17 protein-coding genes are annotated in these 20,530 nt (G+C 72.6%); 11 read left to right on the top strand and 6 right to left on the bottom strand.

Annotation, left to right across the window (positions count from 1 at the left end; translation table 11 throughout):
- Nucleotides 1-30 precede the first annotated feature (30 nt).
- From ACZ7GJ_RS05290 to ACZ7GJ_RS05300, 3 genes are read right to left on the bottom strand one after another with little or no spacing between them, the layout of a single operon-like run.
- Entirely contained in the window at nucleotides 31-1,266 is a 1,236-nt protein-coding gene (locus tag ACZ7GJ_RS05290; RefSeq protein WP_470749573.1) for an MATE family efflux transporter, read from the bottom strand.
- Nucleotides 1,263-3,011: a tyrosine-protein kinase domain-containing protein gene (locus ACZ7GJ_RS05295; RefSeq protein WP_470749575.1), complete on the bottom strand. Its 1,749-nt coding sequence runs from the start codon at nucleotides 3,009-3,011 to the stop codon at nucleotides 1,263-1,265. Before ACZ7GJ_RS05295 ends, ACZ7GJ_RS05290 begins: the two co-directional genes overlap by 4 nt.
- The gene (locus ACZ7GJ_RS05300; RefSeq protein WP_470749665.1) at nucleotides 3,008-4,213 is read right to left on the bottom strand and encodes a glycosyltransferase family 4 protein; all 1,206 of its coding nucleotides are present in this window, start codon (nucleotides 4,211-4,213) and stop codon (nucleotides 3,008-3,010) included. The genes ACZ7GJ_RS05295 and ACZ7GJ_RS05300 overlap by 4 nt, the downstream gene beginning before the upstream one ends.
- Nucleotides 4,214-4,385: 172 nt before the next feature.
- On the opposite strand from ACZ7GJ_RS05300, the gene ACZ7GJ_RS05305 reads away from it, so the two are divergent.
- A complete protein-coding gene (locus tag ACZ7GJ_RS05305; RefSeq protein WP_470749577.1) occupies nucleotides 4,386-4,868 on the top strand; it encodes an FAD synthase family protein in 483 nt (160 codons plus the stop codon).
- Here ACZ7GJ_RS05305 and ACZ7GJ_RS05310 read toward each other — a convergent pair.
- A complete protein-coding gene (locus ACZ7GJ_RS05310; RefSeq protein ID WP_470749579.1) occupies nucleotides 4,849-5,571 on the bottom strand; it encodes a CDP-alcohol phosphatidyltransferase family protein in 723 nt (240 codons plus the stop codon). The two genes, ACZ7GJ_RS05305 and ACZ7GJ_RS05310, sit on opposite strands and share 20 nt — an antisense overlap.
- A 91-nt stretch (nucleotides 5,572-5,662) precedes the next feature.
- Nucleotides 5,663-8,005 carry a glycogen debranching protein GlgX gene (gene glgX / locus ACZ7GJ_RS05315; protein ID WP_470749581.1) on the bottom strand — a complete coding sequence of 781 codons (2,343 nt, stop codon included), beginning with the start codon at nucleotides 8,003-8,005 and terminating at the stop codon, nucleotides 5,663-5,665.
- A gap of 189 nt (nucleotides 8,006-8,194) precedes the next feature.
- On the opposite strand from glgX, the gene ACZ7GJ_RS05320 reads away from it, so the two are divergent.
- The 8 genes from ACZ7GJ_RS05320 (at nucleotide 8,195) to ACZ7GJ_RS05355 (ending at nucleotide 17,212) form a co-directional block, all read left to right on the top strand.
- Complete coding sequence (locus tag ACZ7GJ_RS05320) at nucleotides 8,195-9,406, top strand: L,D-transpeptidase (protein WP_470749583.1); 1,212 nt, start codon at nucleotides 8,195-8,197, stop codon at nucleotides 9,404-9,406.
- 132 nt (nucleotides 9,407-9,538) lie between these two features.
- Entirely contained in the window at nucleotides 9,539-11,737 is a 2,199-nt protein-coding gene (locus ACZ7GJ_RS05325; RefSeq protein WP_470749585.1) for a choice-of-anchor A family protein, read from the top strand.
- A 158-nt stretch (nucleotides 11,738-11,895) separates the two neighbouring features.
- Nucleotides 11,896-12,603: a L,D-transpeptidase family protein gene (locus ACZ7GJ_RS05330; RefSeq protein ID WP_470749587.1), complete on the top strand. Its 708-nt coding sequence runs from the start codon at nucleotides 11,896-11,898 to the stop codon at nucleotides 12,601-12,603.
- A gap of 112 nt (nucleotides 12,604-12,715) precedes the next feature.
- Nucleotides 12,716-13,957, top strand: coding sequence for a L,D-transpeptidase (locus ACZ7GJ_RS05335; RefSeq protein WP_470749589.1), 1,242 nt, complete (start codon nucleotides 12,716-12,718; stop codon nucleotides 13,955-13,957).
- 85 nt (nucleotides 13,958-14,042) lie between these two features.
- Nucleotides 14,043-14,810 (top strand): enoyl-CoA hydratase/isomerase family protein, encoded by a 768-nt coding sequence (locus tag ACZ7GJ_RS05340; RefSeq protein WP_470749591.1) that lies wholly within the window; start codon nucleotides 14,043-14,045, stop codon nucleotides 14,808-14,810.
- 147 nt (nucleotides 14,811-14,957) lie between these two features.
- Nucleotides 14,958-15,503, top strand: coding sequence for a SigE family RNA polymerase sigma factor (locus tag ACZ7GJ_RS05345; protein ID WP_470749593.1), 546 nt, complete (start codon nucleotides 14,958-14,960; stop codon nucleotides 15,501-15,503).
- On the top strand, nucleotides 15,500-16,480 hold the full coding sequence (locus ACZ7GJ_RS05350) for a hypothetical protein (protein ID WP_470749595.1): 981 nt from the start codon (nucleotides 15,500-15,502) through the stop codon (nucleotides 16,478-16,480). Before ACZ7GJ_RS05345 ends, ACZ7GJ_RS05350 begins: the two co-directional genes overlap by 4 nt.
- A gap of 228 nt (nucleotides 16,481-16,708) precedes the next feature.
- Complete coding sequence (locus ACZ7GJ_RS05355; protein ID WP_470749597.1) at nucleotides 16,709-17,212, top strand: ATP-binding protein; 504 nt, start codon at nucleotides 16,709-16,711, stop codon at nucleotides 17,210-17,212.
- Between the two features lie 32 nt (nucleotides 17,213-17,244).
- On the opposite strand, the gene ACZ7GJ_RS05360 is transcribed toward ACZ7GJ_RS05355, so the two are convergent.
- On the bottom strand, nucleotides 17,245-18,030 hold the full coding sequence (locus ACZ7GJ_RS05360; RefSeq protein WP_470749599.1) for an alpha/beta fold hydrolase: 786 nt from the start codon (nucleotides 18,028-18,030) through the stop codon (nucleotides 17,245-17,247).
- 413 nt (nucleotides 18,031-18,443) lie between these two features.
- Here ACZ7GJ_RS05360 and ACZ7GJ_RS05365 point away from each other — a divergent pair, with 413 nt between their 5' ends.
- Both ACZ7GJ_RS05365 and ACZ7GJ_RS05370 read left to right on the top strand, forming a co-directional pair.
- On the top strand, nucleotides 18,444-19,235 hold the full coding sequence (locus ACZ7GJ_RS05365) for a polysaccharide deacetylase family protein (RefSeq protein ID WP_470749601.1): 792 nt from the start codon (nucleotides 18,444-18,446) through the stop codon (nucleotides 19,233-19,235).
- Nucleotides 19,232-20,428, top strand: coding sequence for a YncE family protein (locus ACZ7GJ_RS05370; RefSeq protein WP_470749605.1), 1,197 nt, complete (start codon nucleotides 19,232-19,234; stop codon nucleotides 20,426-20,428). The genes ACZ7GJ_RS05365 and ACZ7GJ_RS05370 overlap by 4 nt, the downstream gene beginning before the upstream one ends.
- Nucleotides 20,429-20,530: the final 102 nt, after the last annotated feature.

Raw genomic sequence — 20,530 nt, forward strand, 5'->3', positions numbered from 1 at the left:
GAGCCGGCCCGGACCCGGCACCGGGCCGCCTCAGGCGGCGGGAACCGACTCCGCGGCGCCGGTCGGGGCGGGCGCGGCGGGCGCCTCGGTCCTGGCCACCCGCAGCCAGCCCGCCGCGGCCTTCGCGGCGGAGCCGAGGGCCAGCCCCCAGGCCGCCCCGGCCACGCCCCACAGCGCGTACCCGCCGAGCAGCAGCCCCACGGACAGCAGCGAGAAGACCACCTGCAACGACAGGGTGGCCTTCGGGTCGAGAACGCGCAGGGTCAGCAGCGCGCAGGTGCCGAGCCCCATGACGGCGTACTGCGCACCCGTGGCCGGAAGCAGCGCGGCCGCCGCCGCCCAGGTGTCGCCGAGCAGTTCGCGGCCCAGCCGGTCGGGCAGCGCGTACAGCACGGCCCCCCAGCCGGCGCCGAGGACGGCGAGCGCGCCGCCCATCAGCGCCGTCAGCCGGACCACGCCCCGCTTGCCGCTCGCCCGGCCCACGACGGGCGGGCCGAAGGCACTGGCCGAGTTGAACAGCACGTTCAGCGGCCCGAAGAGGGTGGTCGCGCCCCGCAGCGCGCCGACCGCCAGCGGGGTCGCGAAGACGCCGAGTCCGAGCACCGCGAGCTGGCTGGAGCCGTTGCCCACCGCGAACTCGACCACGAACCGCTGCCCGAGGTGTCCGCGCCGCAGGTACGGGCGCAGTTCCACCGCGGCCCCGCGCACGGACGGCCGCAGCAGCCACAGCCCGAGCGCCAGCGCGGGCAGCGCGGAGACCCCCCACACGAGGACCAGCCGCCCCGCCGAGGCCCCCTCCGGCTGGAGCAGCAGCGCAGGGACCACGCACGCGAGGCGCAACGCGTCGGCGGCCAGCGCCCGCTGGGGCGCCCGCAGCGCGGAGAAGCAGTAGCGCAGCCCGTCCTGTACGAGGACCAGGGGCAGTACGAGGCCCAGCGCGAGGAACGCCCGTCCGGCGCCCCCCGGCAGCACCAGGCCCACGACGGCCAGCACCGCCCCGGCCACGGCCGAGGCGGCCGCGGTGAAGGTCAGCCCCGAGCGGCACACGGAGGCCAGGCGGTCGCCCTTCTCCAGCACCACGGTCTGCCCGATGTAGGCCATGTTCAGCCCGAGGAGGACGCTGAAGGTCACGTACACCATGGAGAAGTCGGCGAAGCCCGACGCCGACGACAGCCGCGCGGCCAGCACCAGCACCAGGATGTTGGTGGCGCTGGAGGCGGCCTGGTCCAGGACCGAGGCGACCGCGGCGAGGCCGCGCCGGCTCACCGCCGGCCCGTGCGGACCGTGCGCAGGGCGACGGTGTCGGAGCCGTCACCGGGGATGTGCTGCTCGCCTTCGGCCACCTCGTACGCGATCGGCTGCGGCGCGGACCGGGCCGCAGCCGGCGCGCCGGGCCCCGGGCCCGGCGCGGAGGCGGGCTCGCCGCCCTTGCGCAGCTTGGGGCCGCGCTTCTCGCCGGGCAGCGGGGCGTGCAGCACGGCGCCCAGCACCGTGCCGCCGGCCCCGCTGATCAGCTCGCGGATCCGGGACAGGTCGCTGCGGTGCACCGCGCGCGGGTCGCAGACCACCAGGACCCCGTCGACGCGGTCCACGAGCGCGAGGGCGTCGGCGTACGAGAGCACGGGCGGCGCGAGCACGACCACGGTGGAGTTGGGGGAGTCGGCCTCGGAGATCAGCCGGGTGGCGCGCGGCGAGGTCAGGGCGCGGGCCACGTTGCGCACCTGCTCGCCGGGGATCAGGTCGAAGGCGCCCGACTCACCGGCGTCCACGACGAGCTGGCGTCCGTCGGGCCAGTCGGAGTCGCCCTGCTGCCCGGGGCCGCCGGGCATCTGGCTCCAGCGCGGCCGCCCGCCCGCGTCGGTCGGCAGCTGGCTGGCCAGCACCGGGGTACGCAGGTCGGCCTCGATGAGCAGGACGTCCTTGCCGGTCTCCGCGAAGGAGGCGGCCAGGTTCACCGCCACCGCGGCCGCGGTCTCGCTGCTGCCGCGCGGGGCCACCACGAGCAGGCGCCGCCGGTCGGCGAAGCGGGAGTCGTAGGCCAGCCGGAAGGCCACCGAGCGGAACTCCTCGGCGAGCCGCGGGTCCTCCTCGCCGGCCGCGAGCAGCGGGCCGCCGCCGGTCTTGCCCCGCGGCAGGGAGCCCAGTACGGGCGCGCGCAGGGCCCGGGCGACATCGCCCTCGGAACGCGGCGCCGGGTCGAACACGAGCCGGACCCAGGCCCCGAGCAGGCCGAGCGCGAGGCCCACGGCCGCGCCGAGCGCGAGCGACATGGGCAGGCCCGGGCCGTCCGGGTGGGAGGGCGCGGTGGCGGCGCTGGTGACCCGGCCCGGGGTCATGTCCAGGGCTTCCAGCTTGGTGATGTTGCCGTTGTAGCGGCCGACCTCGCTCTGCAGGTCGGTCTTGGTCGAGGTGGCGGCGTCGCGCGGGGCGCCGGCCGGCATCCTGGCGATCTCCTTGACGAGCTCGTCGAGCTGCTTGGACACCGGGTCGCGCTGGTCCTTGTAGCCCTTGACCATCTTGTCGCGGGTGAGGTCCAGGGCCTCCTGCCGCTTGAGCAGGTACGCCTCGGTCATCGCGTTGGCACGCCGGGCGGCCTCCTTGGGCGAGGAGGCGGTGTAGGTGAAGCGCAGGACCATCGACTGCGGCGGGTTGGTCACCTGGAGGCCGCTGCGCAGGCCCGCGAAGCCGGCCGCCGAGACCCCGAGCTTCTTCGCGGCCTCGTTGGCTATGGAGCTGGAGAGCGCGACCTGGCGCTCCGAGCCGATGTTGATCGCCTTGTCGGGGGCGAGGCTCGGGTTGAACGGGTCGTCGGTGGGCGCGCGCAGCACGATGTCGGCGGTCGCCACGTAGGTGTCCGCCGTGGAGACGCCGAGGTAGACGCCGCCCAGCAGGCCGATGCCGACGCCCGCGCCGATCAGCCGTCGGTAGCGCAGGAGCTGGCGGAACTGGTCCCTGAGGAGATCGGGCTCGTCCTCGGCCGGGGCCGCTGCTGGGCGGTTCGTCTCGATCACGGCTGGGGACCCCCAAGTGCTTCGTCTATCAGTGCGTCGATGCGGGCCAGGCCCGCCTCACGGCTCAGGTGGGCCGCCACGTGCCGCGGTCCGGCCGCACCCAGTTCATCAGCGCCCGCGGGGTCCTCGGAGAGGGCCCGCACGGCCTTCAGCAGCGCCTCGGGGTCCTCCGGCGGTACGAGGACTCCGGCGCCCGAGCGTTCCACCTCCTGGGCGGTACCGCCCAGCGCCGCGACGGAGGCGACGACGGGCCGGCCGGCCTGGAAGTACGAGGTGAGCTTGGACGGCACGCTCATGTCCATCACGGCGGCGTGCTGCGTGACCGCGAGTACGTCCGCCGCCGCGAGGATATCCGGGAACTCTCCGTCGGCGGCAGGGGGGATGATGTCCAGATTCGGCACATCGGACGCCAGGTCGGCGAGGGCCGCGCGCTGACTGCCGTCGCCCATGAGGACGAAGCGGACGCTCGGATCCAGCCGGGCCGCCCCGACGAGCACTTCGAGGCCCTGCTTGAGCCCCATGTTCCCGGAGTGCAGCACGACGGTCTGCCCGGGTGCCCAGCCGAGGTGGCGGCGGGTCTTGCCGCGCGGCTTGGTCGGCACCGCCACGTGGGACCAGTTGGGCACCAGGCGGATCTTCTTCGGATCCACGCCCATGCCCACGACCCGGTCCACGAAGGTCTCGTGGATGACGCCGACGAGGGTGGCCCGCTTGAGGGCGTACGCCTCCGCGCGCCCGGCGATGGCGGCGGCCTTGTCGCCGCCGCTGATCCCGCTCTGCGCGGCCGCCGCACCCATCAGGTCCTGGACGACCGGGACGTACGGGACCTTCCACTTGGCCGCGAGCCGTGCGGCGAGCACGCCGCCGGCCAGGCTGGGCATCTGGGCCAGGACCGCGTCCGGCTTCGGCATCCGGGGCGGGGCCACGGCGCCGTGCAGCAGGATCGACCCTTCAAACAGGGCCCGCTTGACGGCGGTCTGGCGCGGCGGCACGGTGTGCGCACGCCGGTGCACAGTCACCCCCGCGCGCTGCTCCGTGCGCCGGAGCGCCCCCTTGTACTCGGGCTCCAGCGACCAGGCCGGATAGTGCGGCATGCCCGTCAGGACGTGTGTCTCGTGGCCGAGATCTGCCCAGTGCTCCGCGATCTGGGTGGCGTACGGCCCAATCCCCGCGTGCTCGGGAGCGTAATTGGTGGAAACCAGCAGCAAGCGCCGGTGACCGGATCTGGACACTGAACGTCCCCTTCTCCCCTGGATGATGCGCACGTCACCCTATTCGTTCACCGGCGTGGTGAGGAACGTGCACGCTATTGTCTGCTAATCCGCCACACCGGGGGGTGTGGCTTCTGGGGGGTAACGGATGACGGAGCAGGAAATGTCCGAGTTTGGCGCGCCCGCGCGCAGACCGTACCGAGTCGGCTACGCGCCTGGCGCCTACGATCTCTTCCATATCGGACATCTCAACATCCTTCGGCACGCCCGCAGTCAGTGCGACTACCTCGTCGCCGGCGTGGTCTCCGACGAGATGGCCGAACTCGCCAAGGGCCGCCGCCCGATGATCCCGCTCGTGGAGCGCCTGGAGATCGTCCGCAGCGTCAAGTACGTCGACGCGGCCTTCGTGGAGACGGTGCCGGACAAGGTCGAGACCTGGCGGCAGGTCCGCTTCGACGTGATCTTCAAGGGCGACGACTGGCGGGGCACCCCCAAGGGGGACCGGCTGGAGAAGGACTTCGCCGCGCACGGCGTCGACGTCGTCTACTTCCCCTACACCGTGCACACCTCCAGCACCCAGCTCCGCCGGGCACTGGACGCCCTCGCGGAGCCGGCCGCGGAGTCCCTCACCGCCGAACGGCGCTGAGCTCCCGGAACCACTTCGTGAGGAACGCCAGCAGGAACAGCACGGCGACGACGCCCAGCCCCGCGTAGGCGTACGCGAACAGCTTCCCGCCGCCGAGCAGCAGGAACACCAGGCAGAACACCCCGTAGTCCACGGGCAGCAACGCCACCGCGCGCAGGGTCGACGGCGCGGCGGCGGGGCTCCCGGGGGCCGGCTTGGGCTTCAGCTTCTCGGTCAGCAGCCCGCCGAAGAAGGTGACGACCGCGGCGAACTGGAAGCCCAGCGGAACCAGCAGCCAGCCCTCCCCGCCGACGCCGTACTCATCGGGGAAGCGGTAGAAGGCGATCAGCACGCAGGTGTGCAGCGCGGTGAGCTTGGCGCAGTCCACGACGTGGTCGAGCCACTCGCCCGCAGCGCTCCCGCCCCCGCGCAGCCGGGCCAGCTGCCCGTCCGCCGAGTCGAAGGCGAAGCCGACCGCGAGGGCGGCCCACACCAGGGCGCCCAGCCCCCACGAGGGCGCGACCAGCGCCACCGCGGCCACCGCGGCGAAGCTGAAGGCGGCGCTGACCAGGGTCACCTGGTTCGGGGTGAGCCCGAGCGCGTACGACACGGCGGCCAGGTACCGCCCGGCCGGCCGGTTGGCGTAGCGCGAATAGAGCGACACCCCCTTCGCCGACTTCTGCGCCCCGCGCAGCTCCCGCAGCGCCGTCCCGACACTCGCCATCCACAAGCTCCCTCGAACGTGCGTGTACGCGTTCGTGCGTACGAGGGCCACATCATCGCAGGGCGAACGAGGGTTCCTCAGCCCACCACCTTCAGCCCACCACCTTCAGCAGCAGCACCGAGCGGGCCGGCACGGTCAGCGCCTGCCCGCCGCGGTGGCGGGTGCCCGGCGCGGCCGCCTGCTCCTCCCTGGAGGTGTCCAGGACCAGCTCGTACACCGCCGCCCACGGCGCCCCCGGCAGCACCCACTCCACCGGCCGGTCCCCGGCGTGCAGCAGCGCCAGGAAGCTGTCGTCCGTCACCTGCCGCCCCCGCTCGTCCCGCCCGGGGATGTCCCGGCCGGACAGGTACAGCCCCAGCGCCGCGGCCGGCGCGTACCAGTCCCGCTCCGTCATCTCCGTCCCGTCCGGGGTGAACCAGGCCAGGTCGCGCAGCCCGTCCGCCCCCTGGGCCCGGCCCGAGAAGAACGCCCGGCGGCGCAGTACCGGGTGGGTGTGGCGCAGCGAGATCAGCCGCCGGGCCAGCGCGAAGAGCTCCTGCCAATGCGGGTCGTCCAGCAGGGACCAGTCCACCCAGCTCGTCTCGTTGTCCTGGCAGTACGCGTTGTTGTTGCCGCCCTGGGTGCGCCCGAACTCGTCGCCCGCCACCAGCATCGGCACCCCGGTGGAGAGCAGCAGCGTGGTGAGGAGGTTGCGCAGCTGGCGGCGGCGCAGCGCGCCGATCCGCCCGTCCGCGCCCTCGGGGGGCTCGCCCTCCGCCCCGCAGTTCCAGGACCGGTTGTCGTTCGTGCCGTCCCGTCCGGCCTCGCCGTTCTCCTCGTTGTGCTTGCGCTCGTAGCTCACCAGGTCCCGCAGGGTGAACCCGTCGTGGGCCGTCACGAAGTTCACCGACGCGTACGGCCGCCGCCCGCCCCACGCGTACAGGTCGCTCGACCCCGACAGCCGGTACCCCAGGTCCCGTACGTCGGGCAGCGCGCCCCGCCAGAAGTCCCGTACGGCGTCCCGGTAGCGGTCGTTCCACTCCGTCCACAGCGGCGGGAACGCGCCCACCTGGTAGCCGCCGGAGCCCACGTCCCACGGCTCGGCGATCAGCTTCACCCGGCGCAGCACCGGGTCCTGCGCGATCACCGCGAGGAACGGCGAGAGCATGTCCACGTCGTGCATCGAGCGGGCCAGCGCCGCCGCCAGGTCGAAGCGGAAGCCGTCCACCCCCATCTCCGTCACCCAGTACCGCAGCGAGTCGGTGATCAGCCGCAGCACGTGCGGCCGCCCGGCGTGCAGGGTGTTCCCGCAGCCCGTGTAGTCGGCGTAGCGCCGCTGGTCCGACTGGAGCCGGTAGTACGCCCGGTTGTCGATCCCGCGCAGCGACAGCGTCGGGCCCAGCTCGCCGGCCTCCGCCGTGTGGTTGTAGACCACGTCGAGGATGACCTCGATCCCGGCCGCGTGCAGGGCCCGCACCATCCGCTTGAACTCGCCGACCTGCTGCCCGGCCGTACCGCTCGACGAGTACCCGGCGTGCGGGGCGAAGTATCCGATGGAGTTGTAGCCCCAGTAATTGCGCAGTCCCCGGCGCAGCAGGTGGTCCTCGTGGGCGAACTGGTGCACCGGCAGCAGCTCCACCGCCGTCACCCCGAGCCCGGTCAGGTGCTCGATCGCCGCCGGATGGGCCAGCCCCGCGTACGTGCCGCGCAGGTGCTCGGGAATGCCCGGATGGCGCATCGTGAAGCCGCGCACGTGCAGCTCGTAGATGACCGAGTCGGCCCACGGCGTCTTCGGCCGGACGTCGTCCGCCCAGTCGTCGTCATCGTGGACCACGACCCCCTTGGGGACGTGCGGGGCCGAGTCGCGGTCGTCGCGCACGGTGTCCGCGATGTACTGCTGCGGCCAGTCGCGCACGTGCCCGTAGACCTCGGGGGGCAGCGTGAAGTCGCCGTCAACGGCCCGCGCGTAGGGGTCCAGGAGCAGTTTCGCCGGATTGTGCCGGGCCCCCGTCCAGGGGTCCCAGCGGCCGTGCACCCGGAATCCGTAGCGCTGCCCGGGGCGCACGCCCGGCGCGAAGCCGTGCCAGATCTCGTGCGTGAGCTCCGTCAGCGCGCAGCGGGTCTCGGCCCCGGCCTCGTCGAACAGGCAGAGCTCCACCGCCTCCGCGCCCTGCGCCCACAGGGCGAAGTTGGTGCCCGCGGCGCCGTCGGTCCCGTCGGCGCCCGGGCGGAACCGGGCCCCCAGGGGATGGGAGGACCCGGGCCACAGGGGTGGCCCCGGGCGCGCCGACGCGCGTGGCGTCGGGCTCCGGAGCAGGCCGCTGACCTGCCCGTTGGCCTGTCCGCTCGACTGCCCGTTCGACTGCCCGTTGACGTGCGGCACGGGCGCGGTCTGGCCGCTCCGTACCTCACCTGCGACGGCTTCCACCGCCTCTTGCTCGGCTGCGCTCGACACTGCCCGCCTCCACGGCTCTCGGTACCGGCGGGGGTTGGGGAGTGCGGCCCCGGCGTCCCGGCGTGGGCCCGCCCCCGTCTGGTCCTTCCCACTGTTCTGCCCGGAACCTGGGCCGCACTCACGTTTCCCCTGGAGGGGCCCGGTCGTTGGAGGTGCGTGACTCTTCTGACGAGGCGGGCAGGGGCGGGCTTGGCGGCCGCGGCGGTATGGGCGGCCCTGCTGGGCGGCCTGGCCGGATGCACCGGGGACGGTGGATCCCCGATCGAGATCCAGCTGCCCGGCAAACCCCGGTCGCCGGACGAGGCCATCCGGATCACCCCCGACGACAACGCCAAGAACGTCCCGGCCGATGTGCCGCTCACGGTCAGCGTGCCCGAGGGCCGGCTGGAGCGGGTCGTGGTCACCAAGGTGGAGGACGCCCAGGAGGAAGAGGTCGCCGGCGCCATCGCCGCGGACGGGCTCAGCTGGAGCCCAGACCCGGCCGAAAGCCGGCTCTCGCTCGCGGCCAAGTACACCGTGGACGCCGTCGCCCTCGACGGGCACGACCGCCGCCAGGCCCGGCACACCACCTTCACCACCTACGTGCCCGAGGAGCGGTTCATCGGCTACTTCAAGCCCGAGAACCGCTCCACCGTGGGCACCGGCATGATCATCTCCTTCAGGTTCAACCGGGCGATCGAGCAGCGCGCCGCCGTGGAGCGGGCCATCACGGTCACCTCCGACCCGGCCGTGGAGGTGGCGGGCCACTGGTTCGGGCGCGAGCGCCTCGACTTCCGGCCCAAGGAGTACTGGAAGGCCGGCACCGAGGTCACGGTGAAGATGAAGCTGCGCGACATCGAGGGCGCGCCCGGCTCGTACGGCATCCAGGACAAGACCATCCGCTTCACCGTGGGCCGCTCCCAGGTCTCCACCGTGGACGCGGCGGCGCACACCATGGAGGTCCGGCGCGACGGCGAGCTGCTGTCGACCGTGCCCATCAGCGCCGGGGCGCCCAAGAACACCACCTACAACGGCAAGATGGTGGTGATGGAGATGTTCGACGTCACCCGGATGAACGGTGCGACCGTCGGCTTCACCAGCGAGGACGGCAAGGGCGAGTACGACATCCCCGACGTCCCGCACGCCATGAGGCTCACCGCCTCCGGAACCTTCCTGCACGGGAACTACTGGGCCAGCCCCGACACCTTCGGCTCCACCAACACCAGCCACGGCTGCGTGGGCCTGCGCGACAACAAGGGCGGCGGCTCCGACACCCCGGCCGGCTGGTTCTTCGACCGGACGCTGGTCGGGGACGTGGTGGAGGTCGTCAACTCACAGGACAAGACGGTGGCCCCGGACAACGGACTGGGCGGCTGGAACCTCTCCTGGCCGGCCTGGGTCGCGGGCTCCGCCACCGGCTGACCCGGCCCGGACGGCCCAATCGGGTGACAGTCATACCGGTTTGCCGTAGCGCCCGAGTGTCCTTCCGTCCGACGCGCCGTACCCCGCGCCCAGCCTGTACGGGCCAGCAGCGCAGAAAACGGACGGAGCGTCATGTCAGCAAGGAACTGGACCCTCGGCCTGGCCGTGGGGGCCGTACTGGCCACCGCGGCCCCCACGGCCCTGGCGGCGGGTCCCGGCGGGCCGACAGGGCCCGGCGGGCCCGGCTCGGACCGCCCGGCCCAGGCGCTGAGGGCCCCGCTGCCGGGCGGGCTCGGTCCTTGCCTCGGCCCCCGGTGCCCCGACCCGTTCCCGCCGATCGAGGTCGGCACCGAGCCCAACGGCTACGACGAGGGCATCAACGTCTTCGTCGGAGCCGACTTCCTGGTCCGCGAGCGCGCCTCCGAGGCCGAGGGCAAGGTCGTCGTCCTCGGCACCTTCGACCAGAACAAGAACCTGACGGCGACGGGCGGCGCGTACAACATCGGCATCGTCGGCGCCGGCTCGCTGGTGCGGCCCCCGCTCGGCGCGGACTTCCTCACCACCGGCCGCGACGTCCACATCGCCGCCGACCAGCGGCTGATCTCCGACGGCGGCGTCGTCCGCCACGCGGGCGCCGCCCCCGGCCCCGGCACCGTCACCGGCCCCCTGCAGGCCGACCCGGCCGCGGCCGCCCCGTACGCCGGCCTGCGCGACGAGCTCACCGCCGCCAGCCGCTGCTACGCCCGGGTCGACGGCAGGCCGCGTCCGGCGACGGGCACCGCCGTCAACCGGGACGGCTTCACCGTCTTCACCGGAGACGGCAGCTCCCCGCTCCAGGTCTTCAACGTGGACTTCGACATGGCGGCAGCGAACGGCGGCGCCATCGGCATCCGCTTCGCCCGGATCCCGGAGGGTGCCACCGTACTCGTCAACGTTCTGGGCGCCAGCCGTACGATCAGCACCTTCAGCGGCAGCATCAACGACACCGGGCCGAGCGCGGACTCGTGGAACGACTACCGCACCCGGCTGCTGTGGAACTTCCCCGACGCCACGGCCGTCCAGCTGACCGGCAGCGGCCAGTTCCAGGGCAGCGTCCTCGTCGGCGAGCAGGCCTCGCGCACCACCGTCACCGTGCCCGGCACCAACGGCCGCTTCTTCACCACCGGCGAGCTCGTCCACACCAGTGGCCGGGGCGGCGGCCAGGAGATCCACGCCTACCCCTTCAACGGGGACCTGCCCGACTGCGGAGCCCCGCCGGTCGTGACGGGCGCGGTCTCCGTGCTCAAGCGGGACGAGAACGGCGGGCCGCTGGCCGGCGCCACCTTCGAGCTGTGGAAGGAGACCAACGGCCAGGACGGGCTCCAGCCCACCGCACAGGGCGGGGACACCAAGGTCGGCGCCGACTGCGTCACCCCGGGCAGCGGCATCTGCGAGCGGACCGTGGAACTCGGCACGTACTACTGGCGCGAGACGCAGGCCCCCGCGGGCTACGTCCTTCCCGCCGACGCCGTCCACCGGCTGGTCCTGACGGCGGAGAACGCGACGGCCGGGGTCCGCGTCCAGGCGGACAACCGGCGCGAGCCCGACCGCGCGGCCAGGGTGCTGCTGCGCAAGACCGACGGGACGACGGGCGCGACGCTGCCCGGCGCCCGCTTCGAGCTGTGGCGCGAGACCAACGGCCGGTCCGGACTGCAGACCACCGGCGACGCCGACGAGCAGCTCGCCGGAGCCTGCGTCACGGACGCGGCGGGCACCTGCACGGTCGAACTGCCGGTCGGGCAGCGCTACTACTGGCGGGAGACGGCCGCCCCGGTCGGCTACGACGGCCCCCAGGACCCGGTGACCCCGTTCGACCTGACCGCGGGCGACGTGAGCGGCGGCATCACCGTCACCGTCCCGAACCGGAAGCGGGACGAGGAGTACGAGGGCTCGATCCGGGTCCTGAAGAAGGACGCCAAGACGGAGCGGCCGCTGCGGGGCGCGGTGTTCGAGGTCTGGAAGGAGACCAACAACACCGAGGGCCTGCAGACCCGGGGCATCAACCCGGACCACATTGCGGCGCCCGGCTGCGCCACGGACCGCACCGGGGTCTGCGACTTCGGCCCGCTGGAGCAGGGCTGGTACTACCTGGTCGAGACGGCCGTCCCGGAGGGCTACGTCCTGCCCGCGAACCGGGTCACTGGGCCGCTGCGGCTCGACGGGCAGACTCCCGGACGGCAGCTCGTGATCACGCTCCACAACAGGCGCGACGAGCACGGCAAGGGCGGTAAGGACGGCAAGGAAGGCAAGGGCGGCAAGGGCGGCAAGGAAGGCAAGGGCCCCCGCGGCTGACCGCCCCCGGCTGACCGCCCCCGGCGGTCCCGGTGAGCCGCCCGGGTCCGCCGCCCGGGTGAGCGCTTCACCCCGCCGGCGCACCCGGGCGGGCCGTACCCGGCCCGCCCGGGTTGGCTGGGACCGGCGGCCCGGCCGGCGGGCACGAGGAGGCCCGTATGGCGACAGGCGGCGCGGTACGCGCGATGGGCACTGCGGCCGCCGCAGCCCTGTTCCTCGCCCCGGCGGCCCCGGCCGGGGCGGCGGCCCCGTCCGCCCCCGACCCGGGACCCGCGTGCACCGCCGGGACCGGCCCCTACCAGCGCGAGCTGGAGGCCCACCTCGGCCGTCCCGTCGACGGGACCCAGTCGCCGGCCGACTGCGCCGCCGTCCGCGCCTTCCAGGAGGGCAACGGCATCCGACCCGCCGACGGCTACCCGGGCCTCGCCACGTACCGGATGATGGTCGCCGTCGCCGCCCGTACGGATCCCAACGCCGCCGGCGGCTGCCCCGTCCGCCCGTACCGCGTCACCTGCGTCGACCTGGAGCGGCAACTCCTGTGGGTGCAGCGCGCGGGCCGCGTGGTCCTGGCGCCCGTCCCCGTCCGTACCGGCCGCGACGACCAGGAGACCCGCCCCGGCTGGCACGAGGTCTACTGGCGCAGCATCGACCACAAGTCCTCGCTCTACGACGACGCCCCCATGCCGTACGCCCAGTTCTTCGACGGGGGCCAGGCCCTGCACGGCCGCCCCGGGGACCTCTACGCCCACGGCGGCTCCGCGGGCTGCGTCAACCTCTCCGTCCCCGACGCCGCACGCCTGTGGGACCTGCTCGGCGAGGGCGACGCGGTCTACGTCTGGGGCACCAAGCCCGGTACCGAGGGCTGATCCCGCCGCCCTCCCGGCACTTGGGACGGAATGGTGACAAGACCGTGGCTCTTCGTGATCCCCCCATGTGATTACCTGTCGACATGCGCGCGACTGCCCGCGCGCGGGGGACATGGGGAGAAGAAGAGTGAACCTGCAGCCGAGGCGCGGTCGCGTCCGCGTTGGCCTGCCGGCCCTCCTGCTGGGTGCGGCGCTGCTGCTCACCAGCGCGTGCAGCGGCGGCGGCGATGGCGGCGGCACCGGCGGGAGCGGTGGCGGGGACGGCGGGAGCGGCAAGACCGGTACCGAGGCGTCCAAGGCCGTCGTGAGCGTCAAGCCGGACGACGGGGCCAAGGAGGTCGCCACCAGCGGCGTCCTGAGGATAACCAGCACCGGCGGCAAGCTCACCACGGTGACCGTCGCCGACACCAAGGGCAACGCGGTGGAGGGCAAGCTCGCCGACGACGGCGCGAGCTGGGAGCCCGTCCGCAACCTCGCCTCCGCCACCGAGTACAAGGTGCACGCGGTCGCCAAGGACGAGGCCGGCCGGGAGTCCGCCAAGGACACCGCCTTCACCACCCTCACCCCGGTGAACACCTTCGTGGGCCACTACACGCCCGAGGACGGCTCGACCGTCGGCGTGGGCATGCCAGTCTCGATCAACTTCACCCGCGGCATCACCAACCCCGAGGCCGTCGAGAAGGCCATCTCGGTGACGGCCGAGCCGGCCGTGCCGATCGAGGGCCACTGGTTCGGCAACGACCGCCTCGACTTCCGTCCCGAGAAGTACTGGGCCGCGGGCACGAAGGTCACCCTGAAGCTCGCCCTCGACGGGGTCGAGGGCCGCCCGGGCGTCTACGGCAAGCAGACCCGTACGGTCACCTTCAACATCGGCCGCTCGCAGGTCTCCACGGTCGACGCGAGCGAGCACACCATGGAGGTCGTCCGCGACGGCCAGCTGCTCAAGAACATCTCGATCACCGCGGGCGCCCCGTCGACGACCACGTACAACGGGCAGATGGTCATCAGCGAGAAGTACAAGGTGACCCGGATGAACGGAGCGACCGTCGGCTTCGGCGGCGAGTACGACATCTCCGACGTCCCGCACGCGATGCGGCTGTCGAACTCGGGCACCTTCGTCCACGGCAACTACTGGGCCTCCTCCAGCACTTTCGGCTCGGAGAACGTCAGCCACGGCTGTGTCGGCCTCAAGGACGTCCGCGGCGCCGGTGACGGCAGCCAGCCCGCCGCCTGGTTCTTCAACGAGTCGCTGATCGGTGACGTGGTCGTCGTGAAGAACTCCAAGGACAAGCAGATCGCCCCGGACAACGGACTCAACGGCTGGAACATGGACTGGGCGGAGTGGATCAAGTAGTCCCCCGTACGCGGTTCCAGGTGGCCCGGTGCTGTGACCCACAGCACCGGGCCACTCCCGGTTAACCGGCGCTAACCTTCCCCGTATGACCATCTCTCTCGAAGTCTCCGAAGGCGTCGGCACCATCCTCCTGGACCGGCCGCCCATGAACGCCCTGGACATCGCGGCCCAGGACCGGCTGCGCGAGCTCGCCGTGGAGGCGACCGACCGGAGCGACGTCCGGGCCGTCGTCATCTACGGCGGCGAGAAGGTGTTCGCGGCCGGCGCGGACATCAAGGAGATGCAGACGATGGACCACGCGGCGATGATCGCCCGGTCCCGCGCCCTGCAGGACTCCTTCACCGCCGTGGCCCGGATCCCCAAGCCCGTCGTCGCGGCCGTCACCGGCTACGCCCTGGGCGGCGGCTGCGAGCTGGCGCTGTGCGCCGACTTCCGGATCGCCGCCGACAACGCGAAGCTCGGACAGCCCGAGATCCTGCTCGGCCTGATCCCCGGCGCGGGCGGCACCCAGCGGCTGTCCCGGCTGGTCGGCCCCTCCAAGGCGAAGGACCTGATCTTCACCGGCCGCATGGTCAAGGCCGAAGAGGCCCTCACCCTGGGCCTGGTGGACCGGGTCGTGCCCGCCGCCGAGGTGTACGAGCAGGCGCACGCGTGGGCCGCCAGGCTCGCCCAGGGCCCGGCCATCGCGCTGCGCGCGGCCAAGGAGTGCGTGGACGCCGGCCTGGAGGCGGACATCGACACCGGGCTCGCCATCGAACGCAACTGGTTCGCGGGCCTGTTCGCCACCGAGGACCGCGAGCGCGGGATGCGCAGCTTCGTCGAAGAGGGCCCGGGCAAGGCCAAGTTCCTCTGACCCTCCCCTGGATCCGCCCGCGCACGGGGCCCCCGGACCGGGGGCCCCGTCGTGCGTTGCGGGGCGGAGGAAAGCATGCGGGGCGGAGGAAGGACGCGGGCAACCGATTTCGCGGAGCCGGTGGTCTAGGGGGCGAGGGGGTGTTCGATGCAAGCCGAGCAAGAAGCTCAGTTCCAGGCCTTCGTCAGCGCGCGCTGGCCGTCCCTGGTGCGGACCGCGTACCTGCTGACCGGCCACCCGCACGACGCGGAGGACCTGACCCAGACCGCGCTGGCCAAGGCCTACCGGTCGTGGCGCCGGGTGTGGCGCAGCGACAATCCGGACGCGTACGTCCGGCGGATGCTGGTGACCTGCAACAGCGACCGCTTCCGCAAGCGCCGGGTCGCCGAGCGGCTGACGGCCGCCCCGCCCGAGACGTGCGTACGGGACTCCGCCGCGGCCTGGGCCGATGAGCGCAACGCGCTGATGGCCGCGCTGGCCGTGCTGCCGGCCCGGCAGCGGGCCGTGGTGGTGATGCGGTACTGGGAGGACCTCTCCGAGAGCGAGGTCGCCGATGTCATGGGGTGTTCCCCGGGCACGGTCAAGAGCCAGGCCTTCAAGGCCCTGGCGAAGCTGCGCGCGCACCCCGGGCTCGCCCAGGTGATGGACGGGCCGGTCCGAACGGCCACGACGAAGCAGGGGGAGATCCGATGACGGCACGCGAGAACGGGACCCGGGGCGAGGAGGAACTCGGGGCCTTCGAACTGGGCCTGCGGCAGCGGCTGGCCGAGGGCGCGCAGGAGGTCTACCCGGCGGCCGCCCCGTACCCGGCGATCGTAGAGCGGGGCCGCCGCGAGCGGCGCCGGCGGCTGGCGGCGGCGGGCGCGGCGCTGGTCGCGCTGGGCCTCGTACCCGTGGTGGCCTTCGCGCTCCCCGGCCGGGACGCTGCGGCGAACGGCGCCACGGTGACCTCGGTGCCGGATCCCTCCACGTCCGCGCCCCCGCCGTCGCCGACGGGGGCCGCGCCGGCCGGGCCCGCGGCTCCCGCGACCCCCGGCCAGCTGGCCGACGGGATCACCATGGCGGCGGCGGCCAAGGGGCTGGAGCAGTGCCTGGCCTACGGGCCCCCGGGCGGCGCAACGGGCGGTGCAACGGGCGGTGCCTCGGTCGGCGGACCCGGCGGCAGGGGCCCCGACCTCGGAAAGCCCGAGGACTACCGGATCCTGCTCGCGCAGCGCAGCACCGGCAACGACAACTCCCCGGGCGACGGCCGGTTCGTCGTGGCGGTCAAGGACGGGCCGACGCCGGTCCGGCTCATCTGCCGGATCGTGGACGGCGAGGTGACCGGGCGGGGCACCTCCTCCGGCCGGGACGGCAACCCCGAACGCGGGGCCGTCGTACCCGACATGAACGGCGGCAAGCTCTTCCTCCAGCGCCTGAGCACGGAGGGCCCGTGGAAGCTGCCCTACCGCTGGGGGAGCATCGGCACCGTCGACGAGCGGGTGGCCAAGGTGACGGTCACCTACGGGGGCGCCACGGTCGAAGCGGCCCTGGACCACGGCTGGTTCGCGGCCACCGGGATCCTGGAGCGCAGTGTGGCCAACTCCCCCCGGATCAAGGGGTACGACGCCCAGGGCAAGCAGGTCTACGACTCCGACGGGGACAAGGCCTACGACAAGCTGATCCCGTGATCCTTCCTTTGTGTGGATTAGCCAGGGCTTAAGGCAACCTTAAGGAGAAACGATGATCCACCCAGCGTGACCATTGCGATGCGCAATGCAACCGCAGGTCAGGTGGGTATCGTGGGCATCCGATTGCCAATTGCATATGACAGGACGCCCCATCGGAATCCTTGATTCCGGGGGGTGTTTTCCCGCGGAACGCCCCGGACGGGCGCATCGGCCGTCCATGATGGGTGCATGGCGGGCGTGGAGGGTGTGGAACAACCGCGGCAGCGCAGCAGCGCTCCCGCCTTACGGTTCACGGCGGCGATCGAGGACGAACAAGGCCTCAAGGCCCTGGAGTTGTACGGGAATCCGGCCGAGGCAGAAGTGACACTCCCGTCCATGCCCGAGTCGGCGAGCACCGCCCGGCGGATCACCCAGTGCGTGGTGATCCGGCTCTGGGGCCTCTCGCCGCAGATCGCCGAGCACACCGTCCTGCTGGTCTCGGAACTCGTGGGCAACGCGGTCCGCCACACGGGGGCACGGTCCTTCGGCTTACGGATGCTCCGGCGGCGCGGCTGGATCCGGATCGAGGTGCGCGACCCCTCGCGCGGACTGCCCTGCCTGATGCCGGTGCACGAACTCGACACCACCGGCCGGGGCTTGTTCCTCGTCGACAAGCTCTCCGACCGCTGGGGCGCCGATCTGCTCCCGCGCGGCAAGATCACCTGGTTCGAGATGCGGGTGGCCGACCGCTAGGGGGTGTCTGACGGATGTGCGCGGCGGCGGAGCTACCGGGCGAGGAACGGGCCCAGTACCGCGGTGAGTTCGGCGGGCGCGTCCAGTGCGACGAGGTGGGCGGCCGTGGGGAACTCCACCAGGGTGGCCCCGGGGATCTCGGAGGCGTAGCGCCGGGCGATGTCCTGGAAGTCGGTGACGTCGAGCCTGCCGATTCCGACGAGGGTGGGCACGCGGACGGCGGACACCTCGCCCCGCGCGGAGCCCCGTGAGTGCTCCCCGACGGTGTCCTGGTTGGCCAGCGACGTCCGCATCGGGCCGCGGAGCAGGTCCGCCAGTCCGGCGCCGACGTCCTCCCAGCCGCGGGCGGGTCCGCGCAGCCACATGTCCAGGTTGATCCGGACGGCGGCGTCCAGGTCGCCCGAGGCCAGGGCCTTCGTCTCCGCCTCGTCGTACGCGATCATCTCCGCGGACCAGTCGTATCCGGGCCACGGCGGGTTGAACACCGCCAGGGAGTGCACCCGGTCCGGGTGGGCGAGGGTGAAGTCCACCGCCACGCGGCCGCCCCAGGAAGCCCCGACGAGCCGGACGCGCTCGTGGCCGAGGTGGTCCAGGAGGCGGCCCAGGTCGTCGGTCTCGCTGAACGGGCCGGTCGGCGGCGCGGATTGACCGAAGCCGCGCAGGTCGTAGCGGATGACGGTGTGGTGCTCCGCCAGGCCGGGCACGACCGCGTCCCACATGCGGTGGTCGGCGACGCCCGCGTGCACGAGGACGACGGGCGGTCCGTCGCCCGAGACGACGTAGGAAAGGTGTCCGAGATCATCGGAGAGTGTGATCATCCGCAGATGCTCGCAGGTGGGTCGGGCGCATGCCACCCGGAAACGCAGAAACCCCCTGTCGCCGTGGTGGGGCGCTGCGGGGGTTTCATGGGTGCGCCGAGGATCGAAGGGGGTGTGATCCTCGGCGTGGCGACCTCGCTCGGGTCAACGGGAAGTCGTGATTCCGACTATGGCAGACGAGGGACCAAACGCCAAAAGTCCCAAGTTGGACATAAGTGTGCAGATCGTAAGAGTTTCCACCTAAAATCAAGGTGAGCTGGGCCACGTACCTCGTAATCTATGAATAAGTATGGGCTGCTCTGTGTGAATCGTTGATCACATAGCGGACAGTCCACCGATTGGGTCCACCTCGACGAAGGTCCCGAATTGGGTCAATCATTACCTTCACGGTCATCCACCCCTTAAATGGGCAGGTGCTCTGCTATCCGGACCGCCGAACCGTCCTCCGTGCCGGCGCGGCGGTCGCCGCCGGTGCCCTCACCGCCGCCTGCGGCGCGGGCGGCCGCACCGCGCCCGCCGCACCCGCCGCGACGGCGCCCGCCAAAGCCGCCGCGCCCGCCAAACCCGCCGCCGCGGCGGCCGGCCCGCGCCGGTTCGCCGGGCAGCCCGTGGAGATCGGGCACGGGCCGCGCGAGCGCCCCCGGGTCGCCCTGACCTTCCACGGCAACGGCGACCCGGCCATCGCCAAGGCCGTGCTCGCCGAGGCGGAGCGCGCGGGCGCGCGGGTGACCGTACTGGCCATCGGCGCCTGGCTCGACGCCCACCCGGACATGGCCCGGCGGATCCTGGACGGCGGCCACGAGCTCGGCAACCACACACAGAACCACCTCGCGATCAACAACCTGCCCGAGGCGCGGGCGCACGCCGAGATCACCGCCTGCGCCGACCGGCTCAAGCGGCTCACCGGGTCCATCGGCACCTGGTTCCGCCCCTCCCAGACGCAGTACGCGAGCCCGCTCGTACGCAAACTCGCCCAGCGGGCGGGCTACCCGCACGTCCTCTCCTACGACGTCGACTCCCTCGACTTCACCTCGCCCGGCGCCGCGGCCGTCATCCGCACCGTCACCGGGACGATCCAAGGCGGATCGGTGGTGAGCCTGCACTTCGGCTACGCGGACACGGTCGACGCGATGCCGCCCCTCCTCGAAGAACTCGCGCGCCGCGAACTGCGCGCGGTGACCACCACGGAGCTGCTGACCCCATGACGACCACCCGCCTTCCCCGGAAGGCCACCGCGCTGCTGGCCGGTCTGGTCCTCGCCGCCCTCGCCGGCTGCGGAGCAGCCGACAAGGGACCCGCCGAGGCGCTCGGCACCAAGGGGCCGGCCGCGCCCGCCAAGGTCGTGCCGGCCGTACCGGCCGCGCCGCCGGGCCTCGCCGGGATGCCGCCGGTCCTCGACCCCAACGACGTGTACGCGGCCGACCGGCCGAACAAACTCTCCCCGGTGGTCAAGGACTTCCCGTCCCGCGTGTACGTGCCGAACACCAACTCCAACACGGTGTCCGTCATCGACCCGGCGACCTACAAGGTCATCGACACCATCCCGGTCGGCGTCCAGCCCCAGCACGTGGTGCCGTCCTGGGACATGAAGACCCTCTGGGTCAACAACAACCGCGGCCACACGCTGACCCCGATCAACCCGGCCACCGGGGAGGCCGGCAATCCGGTCGAGGTGCACGACCCGTACAACCTGTACTTCACGCCCAACGGCAAGTACGCGATCGTCATGGCGTCGATGGACAAGGAACTGGTGTTCCGCGATCCGCACACGATGAACCGGGTGAAAACCGTCCCCGTGACCTGCTTCGGCGTCAATCACGCCGACTTCTCCGCCGACGGCAGGTACTTCATCGTCTCCTGCGAGTTCTCCGGTGAACTCCTCAAGGTCGACACGGAGAAGATGGAGGTCGTCGGCCAGCAGAAACTGCCGTTCGAGGGCGCGATGCCGCAGGACGTCAAGGTCTCCCCGGACGGGAAGACCTTCTACGTCGCGGACATGATGGCGCACGGCATGTGGGTGCTCAGCGGCGACAAGTTCGAGACGCCCAAGCTGCTGCCGACCGGAAAGGGCTGCCACGGTCTGTACGTCAGCCGCGACTCCAAGGAGATGTACGTCTCCAACCGGGGCGAAGGCAGCATCTCGGTCTTCGACTTCAAGCAGAACAAGCTGACGAAGAAGTGGGAGCTGCCCGACGGCGGCAGCCCCGACATGGGCGGGGTCTCCGCCGACGGCAAGGTGCTGTGGCTGTCGGGCCGCTACAACTCCGAGGTCTACGCGATCGACACGGTCAGCGGCAAGCAGATCGCCAAGATCCCGGTCGGCGGCGGACCGCACGGCCTCGCCGTGTACCCGCAGCCCGGCCGCTACTCGCTCGGCCACACCGGCATCTTCCGGTAGCCGGACACGGCGGGGGGGGGGGGGGGGGGGGGGGGGGGGGGGGGGGGGGGGGGGGGGGGGGGGGGGGGGGGGGGGGGGGGGGGGGGGGGGGGGGGGGGGGGG

It is taken from the genome of Streptomyces sp. NPDC037242, assembly GCF_055604165.1.